The 24,085-nt window shown below is 54.7% G+C and carries 18 protein-coding genes; 7 read left to right on the top strand and 11 right to left on the bottom strand.

The annotated features are described in order from the left end of the window. Nucleotides 1–1,212: 1,212 nt before the first annotated feature. The 4 genes from iolE to iolC form a co-directional block, all read right to left on the bottom strand. Nucleotides 1,213–2,109 carry a myo-inosose-2 dehydratase gene (gene iolE / locus HQN87_RS09470; RefSeq protein ID WP_173131433.1) on the bottom strand — a complete coding sequence of 299 codons (897 nt, stop codon included), beginning with the start codon at nucleotides 2,107–2,109 and terminating at the stop codon, nucleotides 1,213–1,215. A 61-nt stretch (nucleotides 2,110–2,170) separates the two neighbouring features. Further along, complete coding sequence (iolD, locus tag HQN87_RS09465; protein ID WP_173131173.1) at nucleotides 2,171–4,180, bottom strand: 3D-(3,5/4)-trihydroxycyclohexane-1,2-dione acylhydrolase (decyclizing); 2,010 nt, start codon at nucleotides 4,178–4,180, stop codon at nucleotides 2,171–2,173. A gap of 25 nt (nucleotides 4,181–4,205) precedes the next feature. After that, complete coding sequence (locus HQN87_RS09460) at nucleotides 4,206–5,666, bottom strand: CoA-acylating methylmalonate-semialdehyde dehydrogenase (RefSeq protein WP_173131170.1); 1,461 nt, start codon at nucleotides 5,664–5,666, stop codon at nucleotides 4,206–4,208. 110 nt (nucleotides 5,667–5,776) lie between these two features. Further along, the gene (gene iolC, locus HQN87_RS09455) at nucleotides 5,777–6,787 is read right to left on the bottom strand and encodes a 5-dehydro-2-deoxygluconokinase (protein WP_173131168.1); all 1,011 of its coding nucleotides are present in this window, start codon (nucleotides 6,785–6,787) and stop codon (nucleotides 5,777–5,779) included. Between the two features lie 373 nt (nucleotides 6,788–7,160). Between iolC and HQN87_RS09450 the strand changes: the two genes are divergently transcribed. Beyond that, entirely contained in the window at nucleotides 7,161–7,358 is a 198-nt protein-coding gene (locus HQN87_RS09450) for a hypothetical protein (RefSeq protein ID WP_173131165.1), read from the top strand. A 280-nt stretch (nucleotides 7,359–7,638) separates the two neighbouring features. Here the strand turns inward: HQN87_RS09450 and HQN87_RS09445 are convergent, their stop codons facing one another. From HQN87_RS09445 to iolG, 3 genes are all read right to left on the bottom strand, one after another. Then, entirely contained in the window at nucleotides 7,639–8,649 is a 1,011-nt protein-coding gene (locus tag HQN87_RS09445; RefSeq protein ID WP_173131162.1) for a LacI family DNA-binding transcriptional regulator, read from the bottom strand. 670 nt (nucleotides 8,650–9,319) lie between these two features. Further along, nucleotides 9,320–10,150 carry a 5-deoxy-glucuronate isomerase gene (iolB, locus tag HQN87_RS09440; protein ID WP_173131159.1) on the bottom strand — a complete coding sequence of 277 codons (831 nt, stop codon included), beginning with the start codon at nucleotides 10,148–10,150 and terminating at the stop codon, nucleotides 9,320–9,322. A gap of 40 nt (nucleotides 10,151–10,190) precedes the next feature. Further along, entirely contained in the window at nucleotides 10,191–11,234 is a 1,044-nt protein-coding gene (gene iolG, locus HQN87_RS09435) for an inositol 2-dehydrogenase (RefSeq protein WP_173131156.1), read from the bottom strand. A gap of 195 nt (nucleotides 11,235–11,429) precedes the next feature. On the opposite strand from iolG, the gene HQN87_RS09430 reads away from it, so the two are divergent. From HQN87_RS09430 to HQN87_RS09410, 5 genes are read left to right on the top strand one after another with little or no spacing between them, the layout of a single operon-like run. Further along, nucleotides 11,430–11,807 carry a GNAT family N-acetyltransferase gene (locus HQN87_RS09430; RefSeq protein WP_367272681.1) on the top strand — a complete coding sequence of 126 codons (378 nt, stop codon included), beginning with the start codon at nucleotides 11,430–11,432 and terminating at the stop codon, nucleotides 11,805–11,807. 59 nt (nucleotides 11,808–11,866) lie between these two features. Next, nucleotides 11,867–12,388, top strand: coding sequence for a GrpB family protein (locus HQN87_RS09425; RefSeq protein WP_173131153.1), 522 nt, complete (start codon nucleotides 11,867–11,869; stop codon nucleotides 12,386–12,388). A gap of 15 nt (nucleotides 12,389–12,403) precedes the next feature. Further along, nucleotides 12,404–12,859 (top strand): DinB family protein, encoded by a 456-nt coding sequence (locus tag HQN87_RS09420; RefSeq protein ID WP_173131150.1) that lies wholly within the window; start codon nucleotides 12,404–12,406, stop codon nucleotides 12,857–12,859. Nucleotides 12,860–12,891: 32 nt separating this feature from the next. Beyond that, nucleotides 12,892–13,842: a phosphotransferase enzyme family protein gene (locus HQN87_RS09415; RefSeq protein ID WP_173131147.1), complete on the top strand. Its 951-nt coding sequence runs from the start codon at nucleotides 12,892–12,894 to the stop codon at nucleotides 13,840–13,842. Nucleotides 13,843–13,858: 16 nt separating this feature from the next. Continuing rightward, nucleotides 13,859–14,311 (top strand): GNAT family N-acetyltransferase, encoded by a 453-nt coding sequence (locus HQN87_RS09410; RefSeq protein WP_173131144.1) that lies wholly within the window; start codon nucleotides 13,859–13,861, stop codon nucleotides 14,309–14,311. A 113-nt stretch (nucleotides 14,312–14,424) separates the two neighbouring features. On the opposite strand, the gene HQN87_RS09405 is transcribed toward HQN87_RS09410, so the two are convergent. Further along, a complete protein-coding gene (locus HQN87_RS09405) occupies nucleotides 14,425–15,585 on the bottom strand; it encodes a glycoside hydrolase family 88/105 protein (RefSeq protein WP_254075426.1) in 1,161 nt (386 codons plus the stop codon). Next, complete coding sequence (locus HQN87_RS09400; RefSeq protein ID WP_173131141.1) at nucleotides 15,582–18,713, bottom strand: alpha-mannosidase; 3,132 nt, start codon at nucleotides 18,711–18,713, stop codon at nucleotides 15,582–15,584. The genes HQN87_RS09405 and HQN87_RS09400 overlap by 4 nt, the downstream gene beginning before the upstream one ends. A gap of 158 nt (nucleotides 18,714–18,871) precedes the next feature. On the opposite strand from HQN87_RS09400, the gene HQN87_RS09395 reads away from it, so the two are divergent. Continuing rightward, entirely contained in the window at nucleotides 18,872–19,783 is a 912-nt protein-coding gene (locus HQN87_RS09395) for a helix-turn-helix transcriptional regulator (protein ID WP_173131138.1), read from the top strand. Between the two features lie 444 nt (nucleotides 19,784–20,227). Here the strand turns inward: HQN87_RS09395 and HQN87_RS09390 are convergent, their stop codons facing one another. Beyond that, nucleotides 20,228–23,050 carry a glycoside hydrolase family 3 protein gene (locus HQN87_RS09390; RefSeq protein WP_173131135.1) on the bottom strand — a complete coding sequence of 941 codons (2,823 nt, stop codon included), beginning with the start codon at nucleotides 23,048–23,050 and terminating at the stop codon, nucleotides 20,228–20,230. A 117-nt stretch (nucleotides 23,051–23,167) separates the two neighbouring features. Beyond that, entirely contained in the window at nucleotides 23,168–24,082 is a 915-nt protein-coding gene (locus HQN87_RS09385) for a helix-turn-helix domain-containing protein (protein ID WP_254075442.1), read from the bottom strand. Between the last annotated feature and the right edge of the window lie 3 nt (nucleotides 24,083–24,085).

Below are 24,085 nucleotides of genomic sequence, written 5' to 3'. Positions count from 1 at the left end.
TCACCCACTCCTTCCCGTCTACCTCCGACTTTCGGTGGAATGAGGTGCACTTCTGCTCTTCATTTCCACCTCCCGCCGACTTCCGGGAGATTGAGGTGCACTTCTGCTCCTCAGTTACGCCTCCCGCCGACTTCGGGGAGATTGAGGTGCACTTTTGCTCCTCATCTACGCCTACCGCCGACTTCCGGGAGATTGAGGTGCACTTTTGCTCCTCATTTCCACCTCCCGCCGACTTTGGGCGGATTGAGGTGCACTTTTGCTCCTCATCTACGCCTCCCGCCGACTTTTGGCGGATTGAGGTGCACTTCTGCTCCTCAGTTACGCCTCCCGCCGACTTTTGGCGGAATGAGGTGCACTTTTGCTCCTCAGGTGCGCCTCCCGCCCACTTCTAGCAAACTCAAAGGGATTTATCCCTCTCCTTCCAGCGTATCGCCCACTTCTAGCAAACTCAGAGGGATTTATCCCTCTCCTCCCAGCGTATCGCCCACTTCCAGCAAACTCAGAGGGATTTATCCCTCTCCTTCCAGCGTATCGCCTACTTCCAGCTTATTCAGAGGGATTTATCCCTCTCCTCCCAGCGTATCGCCCACTTCCAACAAATTCAGAGGGATTTATCCCTCTCCTTCTAGCGTATCGCCTACTTCCAGCTAATTCAGAGGGATTTATCCCTCTCCTCCCAGCGTATCGCCCACTTCCAACAAATTCAGAGGGATTTATCCCTCTCCTTCTAGCGTATCGCCTACTTCCAGCTAATTCAGAGGGATTTATCCCTCTCCTCCCAGCGTATCACCCACTTCTAGCTAATTCAGAGGGATTTATCCCTCTCCTCCCAGCGTATCGCCCACTTCTAGCTTATTCAGAGGGATTTATCCCTCTCCTTCCAGCGTATCGCCTACTTCCAGCAAACTCAGAGGCATTTATCCCTCTCCTCCCAGCGTATCGCCCACTTCTAGCAAACTCAGAGGGATTTATTCCTTTCCTTCCAGCGTATCGCCCACTTCCAACAGATTGGTGGTTGAGGGGGACTGCACGAAGATGCGGAAGGATAACTTCACCCGTCTGAAGGTGGGGTAGGCGGCTAGGTGGCGGCTGGAAGTAGGCGATACGCTGGGAATCCATGAAAAAGCGGAGTACACACAGCCGCAGCCGTGTACCCCCGCATTCTCTCACCCATCCGCCATAAAGGCTGCCACCTATATGACTTATAAACTGCTATAAACCGCTGAGTTCCCGGATATAACGCCGTGCCTTGATGGCATATTCCAGCGGGTCGGCCAGCGCCGGGTCCTGCTCCGCTTCGACGACGAACCATCCCGTATAAGGCGAGGCAGCCAGCTCGGCAAAAATCTCCCCGAACGCAATACAGCCATCCCCCGGGACAGTGAACGCTCCAGCTTTTACCGCCTGGAGGAAGCTCAGCTTCTCCGCAGTCACCTGCCGGACCACTTCCGGCCGGATGTCCTTCAGATGCACATGCCTGATCCGCGGCAGATGCCCACGCAGCACCTCCAGCGGGTTCTCACCGGAGAAGGCCAGATGCCCCGTATCGTACAGCAGCGACACTTCACCAGGGTCGGTAAGCTCCATGAGTCGGGTGATTTCCGCAGCCGTCTGCACACCGGTCCCCATATGATGGTGATACACCAGTGTCATGCCCTTCTCAGCCGCCAGCCGCCCCAGTCCGCCCAGACCAGCCGCAAGCGCCGCCCACTCCTGATCGTCAAATACCGGTTTCTCAGCGAACAGCGGCGTATCCATCTGCCCCTGAATGCTCCGTCCCTGTTCGGACACTACAATGACTTTGGCGCCCATCTCATGCAGGAAATCACGGTGTATGCAAAAAGCTTCTGCCGTCTCCTCATACGGACGTACCGTCAGATACGCACTGAACCAGGCACTGGCGATCTCCAGACCGCGCAGCTCCAAGGCCCGGCGCAGCACCGCCGGGGAGCGCGGGTATTTATTGCCCACCTCACTGCCCTGATACCCGGCAAGCGCCATTTCGCTGATGCACTGCTCGAAGGTATTACCCTGCCCAAGCTCAGGCATATCATCATTCGTCCAGGCGATCGGAGCAATGGCCAGCCGGACGGCATGTTCTCGGAACATCATCTTGTTCTTCCCCTTCCACAATCCCAAGTATGGCAGGCTTCATCTTCATCATGCACCCTCAGTAGCTGCGGGCCTTCTTCAGTTCGTTGGATTTTTGCGCGTAGGCTGCCTGCACTGCCTCACTGCCGGATACTTCAGCTACACCCACATTCCACCAGGCCCCATAGCCATGGGTCATCGTCTTGGGCAGCACCTTGATGTCGATCAGCGTAGAGCGTTCCGACTTCCGGGCCGCCGCCAGAGCAGCCTGAAGCTCCCCGGCTGTGGCCGCGCGGAAGGTCTGAACCCCATAACCGGCAGCGCTCGCGGCATAGTCGATACGCATCAGTTCACCGCTGAGCTGGCCGTCCGCACCCCGGTGACGGAATTCCGTCGCCATGCTGTCCATTCCCTGCTCCATCTGCAGGTTATTAATGCACCCGAAGCCTGCATTGTCCAGCAGAATGACGTTGATCTTGCGGTTCTCCTGCAGGCTGGTTACCAGCTCGGAATGCAGCATCTGGTAACTGCCGTCGCCGACCAGCGCGTAGACCTCGCGCTGCGGCTCGGCTATTTTGATACCCAGCGCACCCGAGATTTCATAGCCCATACACGAGAATCCATATTCCATATGATAGGTATCCGGCACCTCCGAGTTCCACATCCGCTGCATGTCTCCCGGAAGACTTCCTGCGGCTCCAATAACAATTGCGTCCTGTGGAATGGTGTCATTGATGATCGCCAGCACTTGCGTCTGTGTAAGCGAAGTACCCAGCACCCCGGCATACTCGGAGAGCTTCTCGTCAAGATGACCGGCCACCTCTGGAATAAAAGAATCTGCTGCGCGATCAGCCTGACCCTTCTTAACGCCGCCTTCCGTCATGCCACCCTGCAAGCTTCGCTCATCTCCGGCATTCCACGGATACTCTACACCGGCGAGACGTTCTCTCTCCGCGCCCCAAGCCTTCTTGGCCTCTGCAATCTCATCCGTATACGCTGAGCGGTATCCCCGCTCCTCCAGCGCTGCGGCTAACGCGTTCAATCCTTCTGCAGCATCGCAGACAACAGCCAGCGCATCCAGCTTAGCCGCGTGATAAGGCGAGGCGTTGAGCGTCAGGAACTCCACCTCTGGATGACTGAACAGACTCTTCGAGGCTGTGGTGAAATCCGTAAACCGGGTGCCGACGCCGATCACCAGATCAGCCTCCGGGGCCAGCGCGTTGGCGCAGCCGTTGCCGGTGACACCGATACCGCCGAGGTTGTACTCGAAACTGCTGGCGACCGCGCTTTTTCCGGCCTGCGTCTCTCCGAACGGGATGGCGAATTTCTCTGCAAAAGCGCGCAGCGCCTCTCCGGCATCACTGTACCGGACACCGCCGCCGCAGATCAGCAGCGGCCGCTGCTTGCCCGCAATCAGCTCGGCAGCAGCAGCGATCTCAGCCGGATGCGGAAGCCGGGGAAGGACGCGGTGAACTCTTTTGCGGAAGAAATCAAGCGGATACTCCCAAGCCTCCCCCTGTACATCCTGCGGCAGCGCGATGGTTACCGCCCCGGTATCCGCCTGATCCGTCAGCACCCGCATTGCATTCAGCATAGCCGACATCAGCTGTTCAGGCCGGCAGACCCGGTCCCAGTATTTGCTTACGGCCTTGAAGGCGTCGTTAACCGAGATCGACAGATTGTAAGTATGCTCCATCTGCTGCAGCACCGGGTCCGGCTGGCGGGTGGCAAAAGTATCCCCCGGCAGCAGCAGCACCGGAATCTGATTCGCCGTCGCTGTAGCGGCAGCCGTCAGCATATTGGCCGCCCCCGGCCCTACCGAAGCGGTACAGGCCATAATCTTCCGCCTGCGGCTCTGCTTGGCGAACGCGGTCGCCGCATGAACCATTCCCTGCTCGTTGCGTCCCTGATAGACCGTCAGTTCCCCCGGCGCTTCCTGCAAAGCCTGCCCGAGTCCGAGTACATTGCCATGTCCGAACACAGTGAATACACCGTGCACGAACCGTTCCGGCCCGCCGCCGAAATCGACATATTGCTGATTCAGAAATTTAACCAGCGCCTGCGCTGTCGTTAATTTGATCCGTTCCACCTGATGTCCTCCCTTCATCTTCAACCTATTGCCAACGGGCGGTGACCACTTTTTTGCGCGTATAGAATTCTACCCCGTCGCTTCCGTTCGCATGAAGATCGCCGTAGAATGAATCCTTCCAGCCCGAGAACGGGAAGAAGGCCATCGGTGCCGGTACGCCAACATTCACACCCAGCATCCCGGATTCGATATGCTCGCGGAAGTAGCGGACTTTGCCGCCATCATTGGTGAAGATACACGCTCCATTCGCAAACCGTGAGCGGTTCGCAATCTCCACCGCCTCGGCGACATCCTTCACCCGGATGACCGACAGCACCGGCGCAAAGACCTCCTCCTGCCAGATCTTCATCTCCTCCGTCACTCCGTCGAACAATGTTGGCCCGATAAAATAACCCGCTCCCTGCACCGCAGCATCCTCCCGGCCATCCCTGAGCAGCTTCGCCCCTTCGGCGATCCCCTGTTCAATGTAGGCAACCGTCCGGTCTTTATGCCCCTGCCGGATCACCGGCCCAAGGAACGTATCCTCCGCCAGGCCATTCCCGATAGTCATGCTGTTGCATTCACGCAAAAGGATGGAGATCAGCTCATCGGCCACTTCCTCCTGCACCGTTACCACAGAACAGGCCATACAGCGTTCCCCGGCAGAGCCGAAGGCCGCATTCACAATCTGGGAAGCCGAAGCCTCCAGGTTCGCGTCCGCCAGTACGATGGAATGGTTCTTCGCTCCTGCCAGCGCCTGGACGCGTTTCAGGTGGTCTGTTCCTTTTTTGTAGACATATTCCGCCACCGGCTGCGATCCGACAAAAGAAATCGCCTTCACATCCGGATGCTCCAGCAGGCCGTTCACCACCTCATGCGCACCGTTCACCACATTGAGCACACCCTTCGGCAGTCCGGCTTCCTCCAGCAGTTCAGCGAGGCGTGCCGCCAGCAGCGGTGTACGCTCCGAGGGCTTCAGCACAAAGGTGTTGCCACAGGCAATCGCCAGCGGGAACATCCAGCAGGGCACCATCATCGGAAAATTAAACGGAGTAATCCCGCCGACCACCCCTATCGGATAGCGGTACATACCGGACTCAATGCCAGTCGCAATATCCGGCAGCTGCCGGCCCATCATCAGCGTCGGGGCGCCTGCCGCGAATTCTACACATTCGATGCCGCGCTGCACTTCACCGTAAGCTTCTTTGAAGCTTTTGCCGTTCTCCAGCGTGATGATCTTCGCCAGCGGCTCCCAATTCTCGACCAGCAGCTGCTGGTATTTGAACAGAATCCGTGCCCTGCGCGGCACCGGTGTGGTGGACCATCCGGCAAAAGCTGCCTTGGCCGCCGCCACCGCCCGGTCCACATCGGCTCTCGAGGACAGGGGAACTCTGCCCAGCTCCTCACCCGTCGCCGGATTAACTACCTGCTCCGTCTGCGCTGTATCCGCTTCTACCCATTGTCCGTCAATATAATTCTTCAGTATTTGTGCAGTTGATACTGTCATTCTGTCCACTCCTTCGGCTCTATTGATGTCTGCTGGTAATGATTCCGTCTGTTCTGCTGCTGCCTGAATGTGTAATCGCCGCCGGTTCCTTCCGTCCCCCGCATATGCGCTTATTGTGCGCCTGATGTAATCTCCTCGTTCGAGAGCAGGAAGTCTTCCAGCTCATTGAGGGTTGGCATGGCATCGGAGCAGCTATGGCGGGAGATGACGATGGATGCCGACGCACTGCCGCGCCGCATCGCCTCGCTGACACTATGCCCGTTCATCAGACTGTGGATGAAGGCTGACGCATACGAATCACCTGCACCGAACGTCTTCAGCACCTTAGCCGGAAAAATACCGCTTCTATGGCTCTGACCATCCGCTGTATAAGAGATCGAGCCGCTGCCGCCATGCTTGATGACCACCAGCTCCGCCTGATGCGCGAACCAGCGGGCTGCCGTTGCCTGATCATCGGCACCAGCCAGATTATACAGATTCTCCATCATGTCGAATTCTTCGCGCGTGCCGATGATGCAGTGGCTTTTCTCGGCAGCGAGGTTATAGTAGACCGCTGTTTCAGCGGCTGATGTCCAGGTATACGGCCGGTAATCGAGATCAAAAAACACGGTAACCCCATGCTTGCGGGCGAACTCCAGCGCCAGGAACACCGCTTCACGGGAAGGGCTCTGCGCGAGAGCGGTACCGGAGATGAGCAGCGCTTTGGAGCTGCGGATGTACTCCTCCGAGATTTCCTCCGGCTTCAGCAGGAGATCAGCCACATGATCCCGGTACATGAGAATGCTGCATTCCTGCGGGCTTTTAATTTCTGTAAAAGCCAGCCCCGTCACCGCACCCGTCCGGTCGACGCAGACCTGACTGTCATCTATGCCGCCCTTCTGCAGATAGCTGCGGATGAAGCGGCCCATCTGGTCATCGGCAATCTTGCCGATGAAGCCGGTGCGCATACCCAGCCGCGCTGCACCAATGACAATATTAGCCGGAGAGCCGCCGACATATTTGGTGAAGGTCATCGTCTCTTCCATCGGTCTCCCGGTTTCATTGGCGTTCAGATCTATACAAAGCCGGCCAACGGCGATTAGATCCATCTGCCGGGTAGGGTCGAACTGTAAACCGTTCATAGTGATGCCTCCTTGATCGAGCTTAGGGAATAAGGTCGTTGAGTGACCGCGTGTTGTTGGTTGATTGGTTGGTTGTTGATTGGTTGTTGGTTGTTGCTTGGTTGTTGGTTGGTTGGTTGTTTAACGTTTGTTTGCTTATTTGGTTAGTTGATTGGTCGATTGAATAGTTGATTAATTGGCCAGTTGTTCTTTCTCAGAAAGTTATTTTCTTTTTTCGTGGGGGGAGGGTAAGCGCTTAACCTAATTTTCCTCTTTAGTATAGATTAGAACAAGACATTTGGCAATGATCAATTTGAAAGCGATAACAAACGGGGGGATTGCAAACTAAGCTAATGAGAGAACATCGGGGTATTCCAGCTCTCACAGTAAATAGGTGGAAAAACGTATCTTAATCCGCCGATTTTTAAGAGATAGACGGAAGCAAGTGGATAAACAGCATCTACTGGCGGCAGTTTCGCTACTTTGGGGAAATTATGCTAATTTAAGTGTCATTTATCCAACTACTGTTTTGGCAGCGTCCATTCATTCATTAGCAAGTGGAGAAAATCCAACTAATTCCAGCTTACTCTAACTACCCGATTACTCTAACTTCCAGGTTTGTCCAACTTGTTCTCTGGGTGCTTTTAGCTTTGTTTCACAAGTAGGAACCGCTAGGCCGTCCTTTCATAGGACAGCCTCCGGTTCAGCAAAAAACCCCACAAAGTGGGGTCTATCCTTCAAATATAGAATTGATATGCTTCGCACAATGGATATTCCTTATCTTTCTCGCTGAAACGGATGCCATCCTGTTGAAGGACGGCGCAGCCTTTCTGCTTGAGGGTCACACGGGTGCTGCCGAGCCTATGAGTTCCTTATCGCGGAACCGGGCCTGTAGAATGGCGGATTACCAGCTCCGGCATCAGCATAATCTTCCGCTTGGGGCTGGCCGGATTACTGATCGACTCATTCAGCAGAATCATCGCCTGCTCTGTCATCTCGCGCAAAGGCTGGGCGATACTGGTTAATGTGGGATGGCAGATTTCTGCCAGTACCGTATTGTCGAAGCCTACTACAGACAGGTCGCGGGGAATGGAGAGTCCGGCACTGCGGGCTTCTTTGAGCACCCCGATCGCCAGCAGGTCATTGCAGGCAAAGATGGCTGTAGGGCGGATGTCTGCGGCCTGGTTGAGCATCTCTGCTGCTGCCGTGCGGCCGTTCTCCAGTGTGGCCGAGGTGTGTATCATGTTAGCCGGATTGTCACAAGCTATTCCCTCCGCCTTCAGCGCATCCAGGAAACCTTCCACACGCAGCTTGCTCCCCGGCAGATTGTCGGAGATAATCCCCAGCCTGCGGTGGCCGAGGGCCAGTAAATATTCTGTTGCCTGATAGCCGCCCTTATAATCATCCACCGTGACACTATGGCTCTCCAAGCTGCGGATATCGGCTGAGAACAGCACGAGCGGCACATGATCGGCCACCAATCCGCGAATCAGCTCAGGATTCCCGGGATGAGACGCAATGATCAAGCCGTCCACCCGTTTGCGCAGCAGCAGCGAGATATACCGTGCAGCCTTCTCATCACTGCGGTCCGTACTGCACACGATTAAGTCACTGCCCTGTTCCTGGGCATAATCCTCGATACCACGGGCCGTCTCAGCAAAAAAAGGATTGGCAATATCGGGAATCATCAGCCCGATGGTTCCTGTCCGGCGGTTGGTCAGAGCGGAAGCTACCATACTTGGCTGATAATTCAGCTCCTCCATGATCCGCCCTACCTTTTCCCGTGTCTTGATACTGATCCGTCCGCTCTTATTCAATACCTTGGACACGGTAGCGATGGAGACGCCCGCTTCCCTTGCCACATCATAGATCGTAGGTTTCATCGTTATTAAGCCCGCCTTTGCGTTCTAGCCTTCTTATAACTCGATTATAAGGAAGTCCTCCGGCGGTGTCTATCTATCCGGCACACTGCCTCCTCCGCAAAATAGAGACCGCAGAAACTCAGACAATGTCTGCTTTCGGACTTCTTTGTTCTGGATTCGGCTTCCTTGGCTTGCATTCAGACTTCCTTATTCTGGACTCAGCTTCCTTGTTCTGCCTTCGGACTTCCTCCTTATTGAAATCCTGTCCAGATTAAACTCCTGACCAGAATGCAACATTCCTTCACCCCAATCGGCTCTAATCCATCATTGTTGCCTCAAAAGCAGAATTTCGCCCTCTCTAAGCAATTGTAGCAAGACTATTCTTGTATTCTCTGCAACATCTCTCCCGGGCACCCGGCTATCTATGAACACAAGTTGCAATAACTACAGCATTTCAGCATTCAGCATTCAGCATTCAGCATTTCACTCCAGAGAATCGCGAGTCCTCCAGCCGCTGCCCGCTCCGGGGCTTTTTCAGATGTGCACCGCTGTGCTTATCAATAATTTGTGTATCCCCGCGTCAAAAGGCCTCCGCTACGCGGAAGCCCCGGATTAATCTATGAATTTACCTAGCGGGCTCCGTTCAATTCCCCCTCGCAGACTCCGCTCAATCTTCCCTCCCGGACTCCGTTCAATCTTCCACAGCAGCCGTACTCTGCCCCCACTTGAACAGCCATTCATGATCTGGATCATTATGGAATACCCAGGTGCGGACCGGCCCCGCCATCACGTTAAGATAATATGAATCATAACCCGGCGGCGCGGAGACCGGGTGATACCCCTCTGGAACAAGCACGATGCTCCGGTCAGGCACAGCCAGGGTCTCGTCTAAGCTGCGGTCGTCATTGTAGACCCGCTGCACCACAAAGCCATGGGCGGGATTCACCCTGTGATAGTACGTCTCCTCCAGATAGGATTCGGCTGGCAGGTTATCCTGATCATGCTTGTGCGGCGGATAGCTGGACCAGTTGCCGCCGCCCGTGCGCACCTCCACCACCAGCAAACTCTCAGCCACACTCTGCTCAGGCAGGATATTAACGACCCGGCGCGACATGCTGCCATACCCCCGGTCCTCTGCAACCGCATCGGCTGGAGTAATCAGCCGTGCCGGATATTTGCCCGTTCCCGGAGCCAGACAGGCTGCAAGCTCCAGCTCTGTCAGTGCTGTAACCTTGTAGTTCGCTCCCGCCGGAACATACACCGCGTATGGAGCCATATCTTCAAAGACCGACATACGCCCGCCGATACCTGCGAACAGCTCGCCTTCCACCCGGATATCCGCCTTGCCCGCAAGCAATACCAGGCAGACCTCGTTCCCTTCTGCACTGCGGTCCAGAGTATCCCCGGCTCGCAATTGATACACCTCGAACCCTACATACTTCCATCCGGCGCTCTCCGGGCTGACCGCAGCCACCAGTCCGTCCTTGTCTGGCGCTCCAGCCTTAATGATTAGTTCGGACATCTTCGCTCATCCTCCTTTGTTCTTCAAGGTTTGCATCCGCTTACAAGGCTTGCATCTCCGATAGTCCTGCTCCTGCACCAGACAGCTTGACCGGAAGCCCGCTCACATAGGACGCTCTGGCTGCTTCGGCAATCAATTGTGCCGCTTGACCGTCACGGCCGCTGCAGATCAGCGGCTCCTGCAGCCGTACCGAACGGGCAAACGCGGCAATCTCGTCCATGAACGCCCGGTTATAGCGCTCCAGGAAGAAATGCTCCGGCTGGTCGCGGGTAACCGAAGTGGCGGTGGACACCTCCACTGTTGTCGGGCGGCAATTGTCGGCAGTCGCCGAACCAAGCGTGCCGAATACCTCCACCCGCTGGTCATAGCCGTAGACAGCCTTGCGGCTGTTATCAATCACGCAGATTGCTCCGCTCTCGAAGGTCAGTGTGATGACAGCTGTGTCCACATCCCCGCAGCGGCCGAACATCGGATCAATCAGGTTCGCCCCCCGCGTGTAGACCTCAGCCACTTCCCCGTCCATCAGGTAGCGGGCCATATCGAAATCGTGAATCGTCATATCCATGAACATCCCGCCCGAGGAGCGCACATAAGACTCGCCCGGAGGCTGCGGATCACGCGAGGTAATCTTCACAATATGCGGGCTGCCCAGCTCCCCGGACTCAACCAGCTGCTTCAGCTTACGGAAGCTGGGGTCCATCCGGCGGTTGAAGCCGACCTGGAGCAGCACGCCCGCTTCCTCTGCAATCTGTAATGCCCGAAGGGTCTCTTCCGATGACAGGCTGATCGGCTTCTCACAGAATATATGCTTCCCCGCAAGCGCAGCCCGCTCTATCCACGATGCGTGTGTATCCGTCGGTGTGCAGATGAACACCGCTTCAATCTCAGGGTCATTCAGAATATCTTCACCCGCTGCAAAAACAGAGCCCAGCCCCCGGCTCTCCGCCCAGGCCAGCAATTCGTCACTCATCATTGCTTCTGCAATAGACTTCAGCTTATAGGACGGCATCGCACGCAGATTATCCGCATGCAGGCGCCCGATTCTTCCCGCGCCGATAATGCCAACTACAATCGGATTTACCATCTTCACTTATCCTCCTCAGAGGGTAAGCGCTTAACCTTCCCGAGAATAGTATACTTCATGCTCCCAGAAGCTTCAAGCAAATCTTTTACCCGGCTCCACCTGGATTAGGCTGAGATACAGGATAGCTTAAGTTTAGTTGTTTTTTACAGTCAAATACTGGGGCTTAATGGTACACTTAAGTTAGTATGTACTGGCTTGAAGGAGTGTTCCCGATGGCTTAAGCATTTCCCTGATGAGTTGAAAGGCAGATACCAGGAAGTGAACCCGCTTTTACAAGATGAGGCTGGAAATATTTACGGCGGACTGGTGGGTGAGATCTGCTGGAACTGGTTAGAGGTGCAATATCTTTTCGTGGAAGAAGCCTACCGGACGTTCGGATACGGAAAGCAACTACTGTCAACAGCCGAAAGAATGGCTAAAGAGAAAAAATGTGACTTCATCAAATTAGACACCTTGAGCTTTCAGGCATTGGACTTCTACCTGAAGCAAGGCTTCGAAGTGTTTGGAACGATACCTAACGCTGGCAGTTACTCTCACTATTATTTGACCAAAGAACTCTCTCAAAACAGTTAATTCCTTAGCCAGCGGGTAGATAAGTATAGACCTATATGCACCCCGTAGGAGGTTTTTTCATGAAAGTTAGACTAAGCGAGTATAATCCGGACTGGGTTAACCGCTACCAAGAGGAAGCTGCGTTTTTAACTACTATATTGGCAGATGAAATCGTGCGTTTTGAGCATTTTGGAAGTACCTCAGTGCCGGGCTTACAGGCTAAACCCGTGATTGATATGATGTGTATTGTAAAAGACATTAACAAGATCGACTTATATAACGATAGGATGCATTCGCTCGGATATGATGTTGCCGGAGATTGGGGAATTCCTGGCAGAAGATTATTCCGCAAAGGCGGTGAAGAAAGGACTCACCACATTCATTGTTATCAAACAGATAATCCTCAAATTGAACGGCATCTAATATTTAGAGATTACTTGAGATGTCATCCGGAAGAAGTAACCAGGTACAGTAAGTTCAAGCAAGAATTGGTTGAACGCTTCGACAATACAAGTGAGTATAGCCCAGCCAAAAAATCTTTTGTAAAAAGTATGGAACAGCTGGCACTCTCTTGGTCGGCCGAACATCAGCATGAATCATAAAGAGGAGGAAACGAAATGAAAACCATAAAATCCATGCTAAATCACCTGTATTGGGCGGACGGACGGATCTTGGACGCGCTGGAGGCTAGTGACACGAAGGACAAGGAGCTGCTGAAGCTGGTCCGGCACATTGCGGTTGCGGAGCGGGTCTGGCTGTCCCGGCTGCAAGGTCAGGGCAGCGCACAATATTCATTGTGGGAGGACACCGAAGAGCTGGCGGCGATCCAGCAGATGTTTGAAGAGAATGCTGAGCAGTACCGCATCTATATTGAAGGGCTGGAGGAATCCGAACTGGACAAGATGATTGATTATGCCAGCCAGAGCGGAGTTCCCTTCCGAACATCCGTCCGGGATATCCTGTTGCAGGTCCTTTTACATGGGCAATATCACCGGGGACAGATCAACCGGGCGCTTCGGATGGATTCGGCAGAGCCTGCTCCAGTCGATTACATCACGTTTGCAAGGCTCTAATTACGCAGGAAAAACATGTGGAGGATTAACTTATGGAAGAACGAATATTACTATTTTTAAACGAGACCTATAAAGTAGAGTTTTATCAGGTTGAAGTAGTAACCAATGAAATGTACCGTTGTCACTCCCGGCAAGGTATCTTTTACGCCCGAATCACGAATTACAAGACCTATGAAGAACAATTAGAAGAGCTTAAGTGGACTCATTATTTATTCAACCAGGGCGTAGGCGTCGCAGAGATTGTACCCTCAAGCAAGGGTTCATCCCTTGAACCATTAAGCCTGGATGAAGAACAGCTATGCGTTGTATTTAAGGCTGCACCCGGAATCCATCTGCCGCGGACAGAGTGGAATGAAGCTGTGTTCAGAGGGCTTGGACAACAAATCGGCAGGATGCACCGGGTAAGTAAAGGATATTTGAATACTGAAGCTGCTGTAACTATTCGTCATTGGCATGAAAGTGAAGAATACGATTTCCTCCAATATATTCCTGCAGAAGAGAAGTCCATACGGGAGATTGCAGCCGGCGTGGTCACCCAGATTAAAGAGCTGCCCCGGGACCCATCCAATTACGGCCTAATCCACGGCGACCTGTGGCTGGAAAATATCCTTGTTGACCGCGACTCCGCACTAACCATGATTGACTTTCAAGATTGTGAACAGCATTTCTATATATACGATTTAGTGGTGCCGATCTATTCTGCGCTGGAGTACTCCTTCATGGGCGGAGGGAATCTGAGGGATTATGAACGATCCATTACTAAGGCAATGCTCGAAGGCTATCAGGAGGAGCATCATCTCTCTTCTGAGATGCTTACGAAATTCCCGTTATTTTTGAAGCTGAAGGAATGTTTTGAATATAGTCTGATGCACAAGTACTGGAATTTCGAAGAGTTAAGCGAGGCCGAGGTTCGAATCCTGAACTTATATAGAAACAAGATCGAAACCAGACCGGGTACAGGCACTTTGAATTACAGTGAATGAGGAACGGGGTAACAGTATGGAGATCAGAGCGTTAACTGCAGGTGAACAGCCCCCAAGAGAATTGCTTTTGTTGGCAGACCCTTCCCCGGGGCTTGTTGATGAGTATGCCGCAAGAGGTCTCTGCTTCGTCGCCGAGGCAGATAACCGTGTAATCGGAGTGTATGTCTTACTGCAAACCAGACCAGAGACCATGGAACTGGTGAATATTGCGGTCGATGAGGACTACCAGGGCCAAGGGATAGGCAAACTGCTGGTGAATCACGCCATTCAAAAGGCAAGGTCTCTCGGCTATAAAACGCTTGAGCTGGGTACGGGGAACTCCAGTGTAGGACAGCTTTTGCTTTATCAGAAATGCGGGTTCAGAATGACCGGGATCGACAGGGACTTTTTTATAAGACATTACCCTGAAGCACTATTTGAGAATGGGATCCAAGTGGTCGATATGATACGCCTGTCACAAGATCTATAGCCTCTGCAAAAAAGCGGCAGCCGAAGACGATTCTCCCGTCCTTAGCTGCCGCTTATACCATTCGCAGACTCCTTTCACTTGCGCTCCGCCTGTTCTGCAAATCCGCCTTCGCGTCAGCAGTAATGCAGAGCCTCACCCAGTGCAACCAGCGCCATCGCCTGGCCGTAGGCCATAGGGGCAATGACAATCGCTTTGTAATCCTCCTTGGCTGCACCGATCGGAGTACCGCTCGATACGCCAAGCACGGTGCCTTCGCCATCAACCTGATCCAGCACAGCCTGGATCGCTCTCAGCGCCGGTTCCGCGTACGCCTCCGGCAGCATTCCGGTGCGTACACCGTTCAGAATACCGGCGGCAATGGCGGCCGAGCCGGACGTCTCGGTATAACTGTCCGGGTCATCCAGCAGCGTATGCCACAGTCCATCCCCGCTCTGGCAAGCCAGTAAAGCTTCCGCCTGGGCCTGCATGATCTGCTGGAGATATGTGAAGATTCCCTCTGACAGATACGGGCGCATCAGCTCCAGATATTCCGGCAGGCCGAGTGTGAACCAGCTATTGCCGCGGCACCAGAAGGCTTCGCTGAAATTATGCCGCTGCTCACAGTGCCAGCCGTGGAAGAACAGGCCGGTTTTTTTGTCATACAGATATTTAATGTGCAGCAGCAATTGATGCAGTGAGGCTTCCCGCCACTGCGGGTTATCATGCTTCACTCCCATTTTGGCCGTGAACAGAATGGCCATGAACAGCGTATCAATCCAGAGCTCATTCTCATGGAGTGAGACTTCATGCTTCTCCGCACCTGTGGTGACATGCTGATACCCTTGCTCCAGTGTCCTGGGCAGGCCATGCATCAGCCAATCCATCCATACGAGGCTCAGCTCCCCGGCCTCCTCCAGTTCCATCAGCGACAAGAGCGGAGCGGTCGTATTGATGTTCCGGCTGGGCAGGCCTTTCTCCAGCTGCCGGGCCATCCACGGCTTGGTGTAGGCCTCATAACGGCCGTCCCCGAAGTGGCGGTCCAGCTTTTGCAGACCATACAGCCCTACGCCCTGCGGCCAATCCCATTCCTCCATCCCGAAGTCGCGGGCAAAATAACGATGCCGTCCCGCCCCCTCTACCTGCTTCTGCAATTCCGTCTCGTTGTCCGGCCGGCTCAGCTTCATCAGCTTATCTGTAACCAGGTCCAGCTTACGGAGCAGCTCCTCTTTATTAATAGTGCTTCCATACACCTTCAGGTTCTCTCCTGCTTCCATGCCGCCATGCTCCCCTCTCATGCTTGCGCCCCGCGCAGCTTCATTCTGAATGTCCGGATCTCATAAGGCTTAATCTGGAAGGACAGCTCTGCTTCCTGCCAGGCTCCGAGCGGCTCCTCCATCAGATTGCATTCCTGCCAGGAGGCAATAGAATATGCGCTCTCCACCGTGATCTGCGTCCGGGAACCGGCATATTCATGCAGCCGCAGCACCACATCGTTGCCGTCTTCCGAGCGCTTGATGGCATCCACCATCACATGTGCGCCTGCGATATCAAGCAGCGGTGCTCCTGCCAGCTCTCCTGCCACGGTGCGCAGCGGATTATTCAGCTCCCACGCCTCCTGGACTACCCCGCCTTCCACAAAATCGCCAGTATGCGGATAAAGGGCATACGTAAAGGCATGATGCCCCTGATCCTGCTCGGGATCGGGATGAACAGCCGACTTCAGCAGTGTCAGCCGAAGTACACTATCCTTGATGTCGTAGCCATATTTGCAGTCATTCAGCAGCGCTATGCCATACCCCTTCTCGCTGATATCCGCCCACTGGTGGCCTACCGTCTCAAAGCGGGCTACATCCCAGCTCGTATTCCAGTGAGTCGGGCGCTTCACATTGCCGAACTGAATATCATAGGTAGCTTCCAACGCATGAATATCCACCGGGAAGGCCACCTTCAGCAATTGGTTATGTCCGTGCCAGTCCAGCTCTGTGCGGAAATCAATCCGGGCGGTATCCCGGTAAAAGAGGATGTCCTGGGTTACCGCTGTGCGGTGATAGGTCCAGCTCATACGCAGCACGGCCCGCAGCGGACCGTTCTCGGTCAGCTCGCAGCCGGACAGCTGTGAGATCTCCGTCATCTTTTCCTGGTAGAAAATATCAATATCCCACGCCTCAAAGTCCAGCGGCTTATCCTCGAACACCTGAAGCACATTGCCGCGCTGCCCCGGAGCCAGCAGCTCACGGCCGCTCTGCCGGTCAAGCATCGAAGTGAACTGGCCCTGCTCATTCCACACGACCTTCACAAGCGGTGTTGTCAGCGTGTTGCCGGATACGGCTGCAAGCGGCTGAACCTGTTCCTCCCGGGATGCCTCCTCAGCCTGTCCGGGTGCTATCTGGAGGACTGCCGTGCCAAGTGCAGGCACCGATGGAACATACACCAGCACTCCGCCGTCTGCCGTCTGCTGCTGCATCAGCCGGTTCCCGTCCGCATCATGAACCTGTGCGCCGTCTGCGGTCTCTGCGGGAATCAGCGCAACCCGCGGACGGTTCCAGTTCGAGCTGTTCAGCAGGGTGATCCGGCTGCCAGTCTCTCCTTCAGCTGCGCTGTTAATCAGCGCGAGTGAACGTGCCTCTCCTTCCGCATATTCAAGGTCGCTGTCCTCGTAGACCTCCTGGATGGACGAACCGGGGATGATGTCGTGGAACTGATTGCGCAGCAGAATCTCCCAGATCCCGCCCAGTTCAGCCGCAGGATATACCGATTCCAGATTCCCCCGTCTTACCCCGGTCAGCGTATACAGCCACTCCGCATCACGCAGCAGCAGCTCCAGGCGGCGGTTGTACTTCTTGTTGCGGGCTTGCGAGGTATACGTTCCCCTGTGGCATTCGAAATACAGCTCGCCGTTCCAGGTGTGCACGAATGCCTCTGCCTTACCGATGCGTTCATGCAGTCCGGTGAAATAGTCCCCGGCACTGCCCATTTCAATCTTCGGGATACCCGGAAGCTTGTCGAAGCGCCGGCGAAGCTCCAGCATCTCCCGTGTGGGTCCTCCGCCCCCGTCGCCCCAGCCGTAGGCAAACATCAGGTGATCATTGATCTCCTTGTCCTGATAGGAATTCCAGATCCCGCGCAGCAGCGCCGCTGTCATCCGTCCGTTATATGTGTATTCAGCCCCGTCCTTCTCTGAGGTGGTAATGAAATGCGTGAGCACCTCCGAGCCGTCCATTCCCCGCCACCAGAAGGTGTCATGCGGCATCCGGTTGAACTGGTTCCAGCTGATTTTGGTGGTCATGAAGGTATCAATCCCCGATTTGCGGAGAATCTGCGGCAGCGCCCAGCTATACCCGAATACATCCGGCAGCCAGAGGTATTTGCTCTCAACTCCGAATTGTTCACGAAGATAGTGTTTGCCCGTCATAATCTGGCGGACCAGCGACTCCCCGGACGGGATGTTACAATCGGCCTCCAGCCACATGGCACCTTCCGCCTCCCAGCGTCCTTCCTTCACCTTCTCCGAGATCCGCCCGAACAGCTCGGGATAATCCTGCTCCAGGTACGCGTATAGCTGCGGCTGTGTCTGCAGGAACTGGTACTCCGGGAATTCCTCCATCAGCCGCAGGACGGTGGAGAAGGAGCGGGCGGTCTTCTCACGGGTAGCTTTAAGCCGCCACAGCCACGCAACATCAATGTGGGTATGGCCTACAGCCGTAAGCGTTACGTCAAAAGTCTGCGGCATCCCCTCTACCGCCTGATTCAGACTGGAGCCTGCCTCGTACAGCGAGGTGATATGCTCCGGCGAGCCGGGCTCCGACCAGTCAATCAGGCGGAAGGCGTCGTTCAGCGCTCTAAGCAGCCACTGCTTCTCCGGCTGGTCTCTGCCCAGATAACGGAAGGTATCCAGCGCGGCCTTCGACATATAGAACAGATCATCAATTCTCTCGTCCGAATAGCCGATGAAGGCTTCGCTGATCCGGTGATCCTGAATTCTGGGACGCCCGCCGCCTTCGAGCCCCGACCACAGCCGGAACGCCAGCTCTACCGTCTGCCCGCCCCATTCATCGCCGAAGATCACCTCTCTATGGTTATTATCTACGCCCTGGTAAGGCGAGCCGTTCACGAACAGCAGCGATTCGAAGCCGGAGTTATTGAAGTCCCCTGTTTTGCCAAAATCAAATCTGCCGGCGAGTCTGAAGCCCGCCTGACTCTCGGGCATTACGATCACTGTACGCAGCCAGACATAACGGTCCCGTCCGCGCCAATGCTCCTGAAGTCTGATGATGCCATCAAAGGACACCGATTCCGGGTATACGCCGTTAGCCCCTTCCTCATCCTCTGCGAACGCAAACTCTGTAAGCTCCAGAACCTTAAGATATCTATGCTTTTCCACTTCGGCCTGGCGTTTTATCAGCTTTTCTTCTGTGAATAACATCTCATCACTCCTTGTATCCGCTTTCATATCATCACTATAACAAACCCTCTGGTTCAAAAACTACCTTACTTTTGCTATATTCCGTCCTAAACATTGCATTATTTGCTTTTTCGGGCCTATAATATATGGGTAATCTGCAAGTGGTGAGGAGAGAGGTTATGCTTGAAAGCGACCTGTTGTATGAGCAAGGGTATAGCGTACGTATCAATACTCCGGCTGATCCGCTGTTTTATTATTTTGACTACGATCAGCGGTCCCACGACATTAATATGGAGTTTCAGCATGATCATGACTTTTATGAAATCCATATTCTGCTCGATTCCAGCGCCACACATATTATTGAGGGTAATATTCATGCCCTGCAGCAATATGATATTGTTCTGCTCGCCCCGTACCGGCTGCATATGACCCAGTATCCCGCAGGGCCGCCGCATAAGCGGCTGATCATCAACTTCAACATGCCCGGGAATACCCCCGGACTTGAGGCCGCTTACCATACCATGCTGCAACCGTTCGCCGCGGAGGTTCCGATCTACCGGTTCACGGGCGGTCCGCGCAGTGCCGTGTTCGAGCCGCTGAATGCCATTTTTACCTTGTCCCACAATACTTCGCCGCTGAATCCGGTGCTGATCCACAGCCTGTTCCAGCAATTTCTGTGCAGTTTATTCCAGCAGTCCGGCCAGAACGCTTATGTGCTGGAGGAGATCGGGAACGCGATGATGCAAAAAATCTATTCGATCACCGCCCGCATCCACAGCCATTACAGCAGCGAGCTGTCCCTGGATTCTATCTCCAAGGAATTCTATATCAGCCCTTATTACCTGTCCCATCAGTTCAAAACCGTTACCGGCTTCACTCTGACGGAATACATCCAGATGACGCGCGTCCGCAAAGCCCAGCAACTGCTGCTGCATACCCGTCAGAAGATCTCCGACATTGCCGGACAATGCGGATTCAACAGCTTCTCCCAGTTCAACCGCATCTTCAATAAGCAGAGCGGCATGTCTCCGTCTGCGTTCCGCAAGGCGCAAGGGTTGTCTGGCGGGGCTTCGTCCACGCGGTCGTATTGATTCGGTCGATCATGCAGCAAGCAGGTGGAAAAAGGTATCTTATTTTGTCTGTTTCTGAGGGATTGATAGAAGCAAGTGGAAAAACAGCATCTAAAATCAGTCATTTGGGCTTCTGAGGGTGAATTGTGAGAAATTAAATGCTGTTTTTCCAACTCTTGTCTTAGCAGCGTTCATTCCTTTATCAGCAAGTGGAGTAAATCCAACTATCTCCGGCACCTGACAAAAATAACAAAAAAGCAGTCCCAAAAGCCATGAAATGACTACTTGGGACTGCTTTTTATTTTGGAGGGATCAACGTGAGCACTTGGATGGACGCTGCGCGAACGGACCGGTGTTCCAATCTCTGTGGTCTCCAGATTTTTTTCATTCCGGAAGTCCAAATGTACACCCGGTGACGACGAAGCTTCAAGTTGTGTTCCCTACCAATTATACTTTTGGAACCTTCTACACCGTAAAAAGAACGCGGCTGAGCAGAACCTCACCCTTAAATACAAGATACACATCGGCGGTTCCGGCATCCACGCCTGCCAGGGCGGACTGGCTATGCCAGCTCTGGGCTTCGCCTGCCGGAACCGCAAGCGTAGCTGCCAGCTTGCCGGACGGACCGCCGGTTCTGACCTCAATCCCGCCTCCTTGGGACGAGGATACCAGCAGCTCAATACCTGCTGCGCCCTCGGCGAACTGTACATTATGGAAGGCAATCCATGCCCCATCCTTCACCGGATGTACCGAAGCGCCGCCTGCCTTGCACTCATCCAGGAATACCGCTTCGTAATCATCGTAGTTCTCGGCTTTCACTGCTGTATACAGATTACGCGGCGGAACATTCTCGCCATGCACCCGGATGGTAGCACTCAGCCGGATATCGCCTGAAGAACGGCCTACGAGGAGCTTGTATTCCCCGTCCTCCACACAATACCGCTCCCGGCTTACATCCCAGAAGGAGAGCTCGGATACCGGCAGGGTGAAGGTGACTGTCTCTGCCTGCCCGGCAGCCAGCCGGAGCTTCTCAAAGCCCTTCAACTGCTTAAGCGGACGCTTGATCCGGGTGGACAAGGATTGCACATACCATTGCACCACCTCGTCCCCCTCTACACTGCCGCTGTTCTCAAGCTCTACGGTCAGGCTGATCGTGCCGTCCTGCTGCACTTCCTCCGCCGCCAGCGACAGCTTCTTATACTCCACCTGCGCGTAGCTCAGACCATGCCCGAACGGATACAGCGGTTCACCGTCGAAGTACATGTAGGTTCTTTTGCCTTTGATAATGTCATAGTCCATGAATTCTGGAAGCTGGTCCACGCTGCGGTACCAGGTCATATTCAGCTTGCCGGACGGGCTGTACCCGCCGAACAGGACTTCTGCCACCGCATGGCCAAGCTCCTGTCCGCTGTGGGAGGTATAGAGTACTGCCGGAATATGCTCGTCGATCCAGGTGGAGGAGATCGGGTAGCTGCCCACGATGACTACCACCGTATTCGGGTTAGCGGCATAGACGGCCTTAACCAGGTTCTCCTGTTCAGCAGGCAGCACAATGTCCGGCCGGTCGATCTCTTCCTTCCCGTTCAGCAGCGGGTGGTTGCCGACGAAGACGACTGCAACCTCAGCAGCCCGGGCCGCTTCTGCCGCAGCTTCTATGCCGTTCACGACAATTTTCTTATGGAATAGTGCTGCTTCGGCAGATGCTTCTTCTTCAGCCGCGCGAATGGTTCCGTCCTCAGCACTGATACACAGCGGCTGGTCGTTCCAGGTCCGCAAGCTGACTGCGCCGTCTGCCTCCGGGACCAGATTCAGCGATTCCTTCACATACCAGCCGTAGATCTCATCAGCGGAAGCTGTCAGTGTTCCGGCATCGCTCAGGGTAACATACTGCCCACGGCTGGTAGACTCCAGGGTATTGGCCGTCCAGCCCCACGCCGTATGGCGGAACAGTTCGCCGCGCTCCGGCTGATCATGCAGCACCGCCAGCCGGCCGTCCTCACCCGTGATGCCTACAGCCTGACCGCCTGCCGCAGAGGTTAAGATGATCCGGTCATCCCCGCTCTCGAAGGTTACCTGCTTGCCTGCCAGCTTCTTGGTTACCCCCTGATAAGGAGTTACCGCATAAGGCATTGTTCCGGAATACCAGTCCCTGAACGCTTCATCCCCCAGCGGACCAATTACAGCCACCTTGGACAACGAATCGGCCTTCAGCGGGAGGGTAGCCTTATCGTTCTTGAGCAGCACAATAGATTGCTTCGCGGCTTCCAGGGACAGCTCGCCATGCGCTTTGCTGAGAATGACAGAGTCATCTATACTCGTATACGGATTGCCTTCCTCCGGATCGAACTCCCCGAGCCGGAAGCGGACGCGGAAGGTGTTCGACAGGGCGCGGTCCAGATCCTCCTCGGTCAGCAGTCCTTCACGGAGCGCCTCATGAATGACCTTAATGGTCTCTTCGGTCTCTTCCGTCACACTGTCAATGCCGTTCTTGATCGACTCGGCCATCGACCGGGCGAAGGAATCATAATACTTATGGTCCTTCACAATTCCGAACAGGTCTCCGGCATCGCTCACAATGAACCCGTCCATCTCCCATTCGCCCTTCACAATCTCCATCACGGCCGGATGGAGGATGACCGGCACTCCGTTCACTGAATTGTAGGCGGTCATCATAGATTGTGCGCCACCTTCCTGGAAGGCGGGCTTGAAGGCTTCCAGATAATATTCGCGCATATTCCGCGGGTCAATACTGGAGGACGCCACCCCCCGGTCGATCTCATTGTTGTTGCCGAGGAAGTGCTTAAGGGTTGCTACCGCTTTCAAATACACCGGATGATCGCCCTGAATACCTTGGACCAGTGCTGTGCTAAGCTGGCCTGTCAGCTCCGGGTCTTCCCCGTACGCTTCTTCTGTTCTTCCCCAGCGCGGGTCCCGCTCCATGTCCACCGTCGGTGCCCACAGGGTCAGGCCGTTGACGGCCGGATTCTTCCGGTAGAAGGCTCTGGCTTCATCCCCGATGGCTGAGCCGATCCGCTGCAGCAGCTCCGGGTTCCAGGTGCAGGCCAGGCCGCTTGGCTGCGGGAAAGAGGTCGCTTTGCCCAGCCAAGAGATCCCGTGCGCCCCTTCTGTCCCATGCTTGTAGCCGCCTATGCCAAGCCGTTCAATCTCCGCCTGATATTGCGGCATCAGACTTACCTTCTCCTCCAGCGTCAGCCTGGAGAGCAAATCCTGTATACGTTCACCCAATGGTACGTCAGTTTGTCTAAAAGGATATGTAGCAGTATCCATTTCAATCGCTCCTTTAATCTTCAATCTTCATGATAACGGTTTCATCTCATCATAAAAGATCGGCGCTTCCGGCAACACCATCATAATTATCCCAAAAATCAGTTCATAATTAGAGATTCACGGCTGCGGGGGATTCCCTTGCGGATAATGGAACTTCAGCGCATCTGCCGACAGTCCGGTATATTTCAGGTCCCCGTCCGTAATGACATAATCCCCTTCCGGCTTGTTCTCCAGCGGCCGCTTGCGGATCTCTTTGGGGGAGACGCCGTATCTGGCCTTGAATACTTTGTGGAAATAGGAATAGGTCCCGAAGCCGCAGGCATTCGCAATATTCTCCAGACTGAAGTCGGTATAACGGATGCGCTCCAGAGCATTCGACAACCGGATCTCCTGGGTATATTGAATGATGGTATACCCGGACAGCTCCTTGAAAAGATGCACCGCACGCGATACGCTTAGCCCCGCATAAGCCGCAACCTCCTCCACCCGCAGCGGACTCAGCGCATACTCGTTAATGTAGCGGTGCATCCTCATCACCCGCTCATTGGAGGATCTCAGCGTATCCTCAAGGGGTGACGATTCTACCGGCAGACGGTCCAGTGACAGGCATAGTGCGCAGAGCAGATGGCGGATCAGCTCCGGGCTGTCCTGGATGATCCGGTGCTGCTCCATGCTAAGCTGCTGCCACAGGGAGAGCATCCCTGCATCCAGGTGAATACGCTGATGCGGCAGACGGGGACGCGATTCCCACCACTGCTGAATCCACGAGCCTTCGCAGAGCAGGTAATAATCTCCGCTCTCGATCTTCCCGTCCATCTCCTCCACCACCAGATGATAAGGCTCCCCGGGCTTATAGATCAGCAAATCTCCAGGCTGAATCCGGGTCATCCTTCCGTTAACCAGCGCCCGGCAGCTGCCTACCACCTGCAGCCTGAAGAGGAAGAAGGGCGGCGGCGTGAAGGAGGTTTTGAAGGGCAGCACATGAAAAGAATACGCGCACGCGTGCAGCCTTACATCCACAATGTTCACCATCCC

The organism is Paenibacillus tritici (assembly GCF_013204885.1).
In the GTDB taxonomy this organism is placed as follows: Bacteria; Bacillota; Bacilli; order Paenibacillales; family Paenibacillaceae; genus Paenibacillus_AQ; species Paenibacillus_AQ tritici.
Note: the sequence above shows the minus strand (reverse complement) of the source record. Positions and strands in the feature narration are given on the sequence as shown.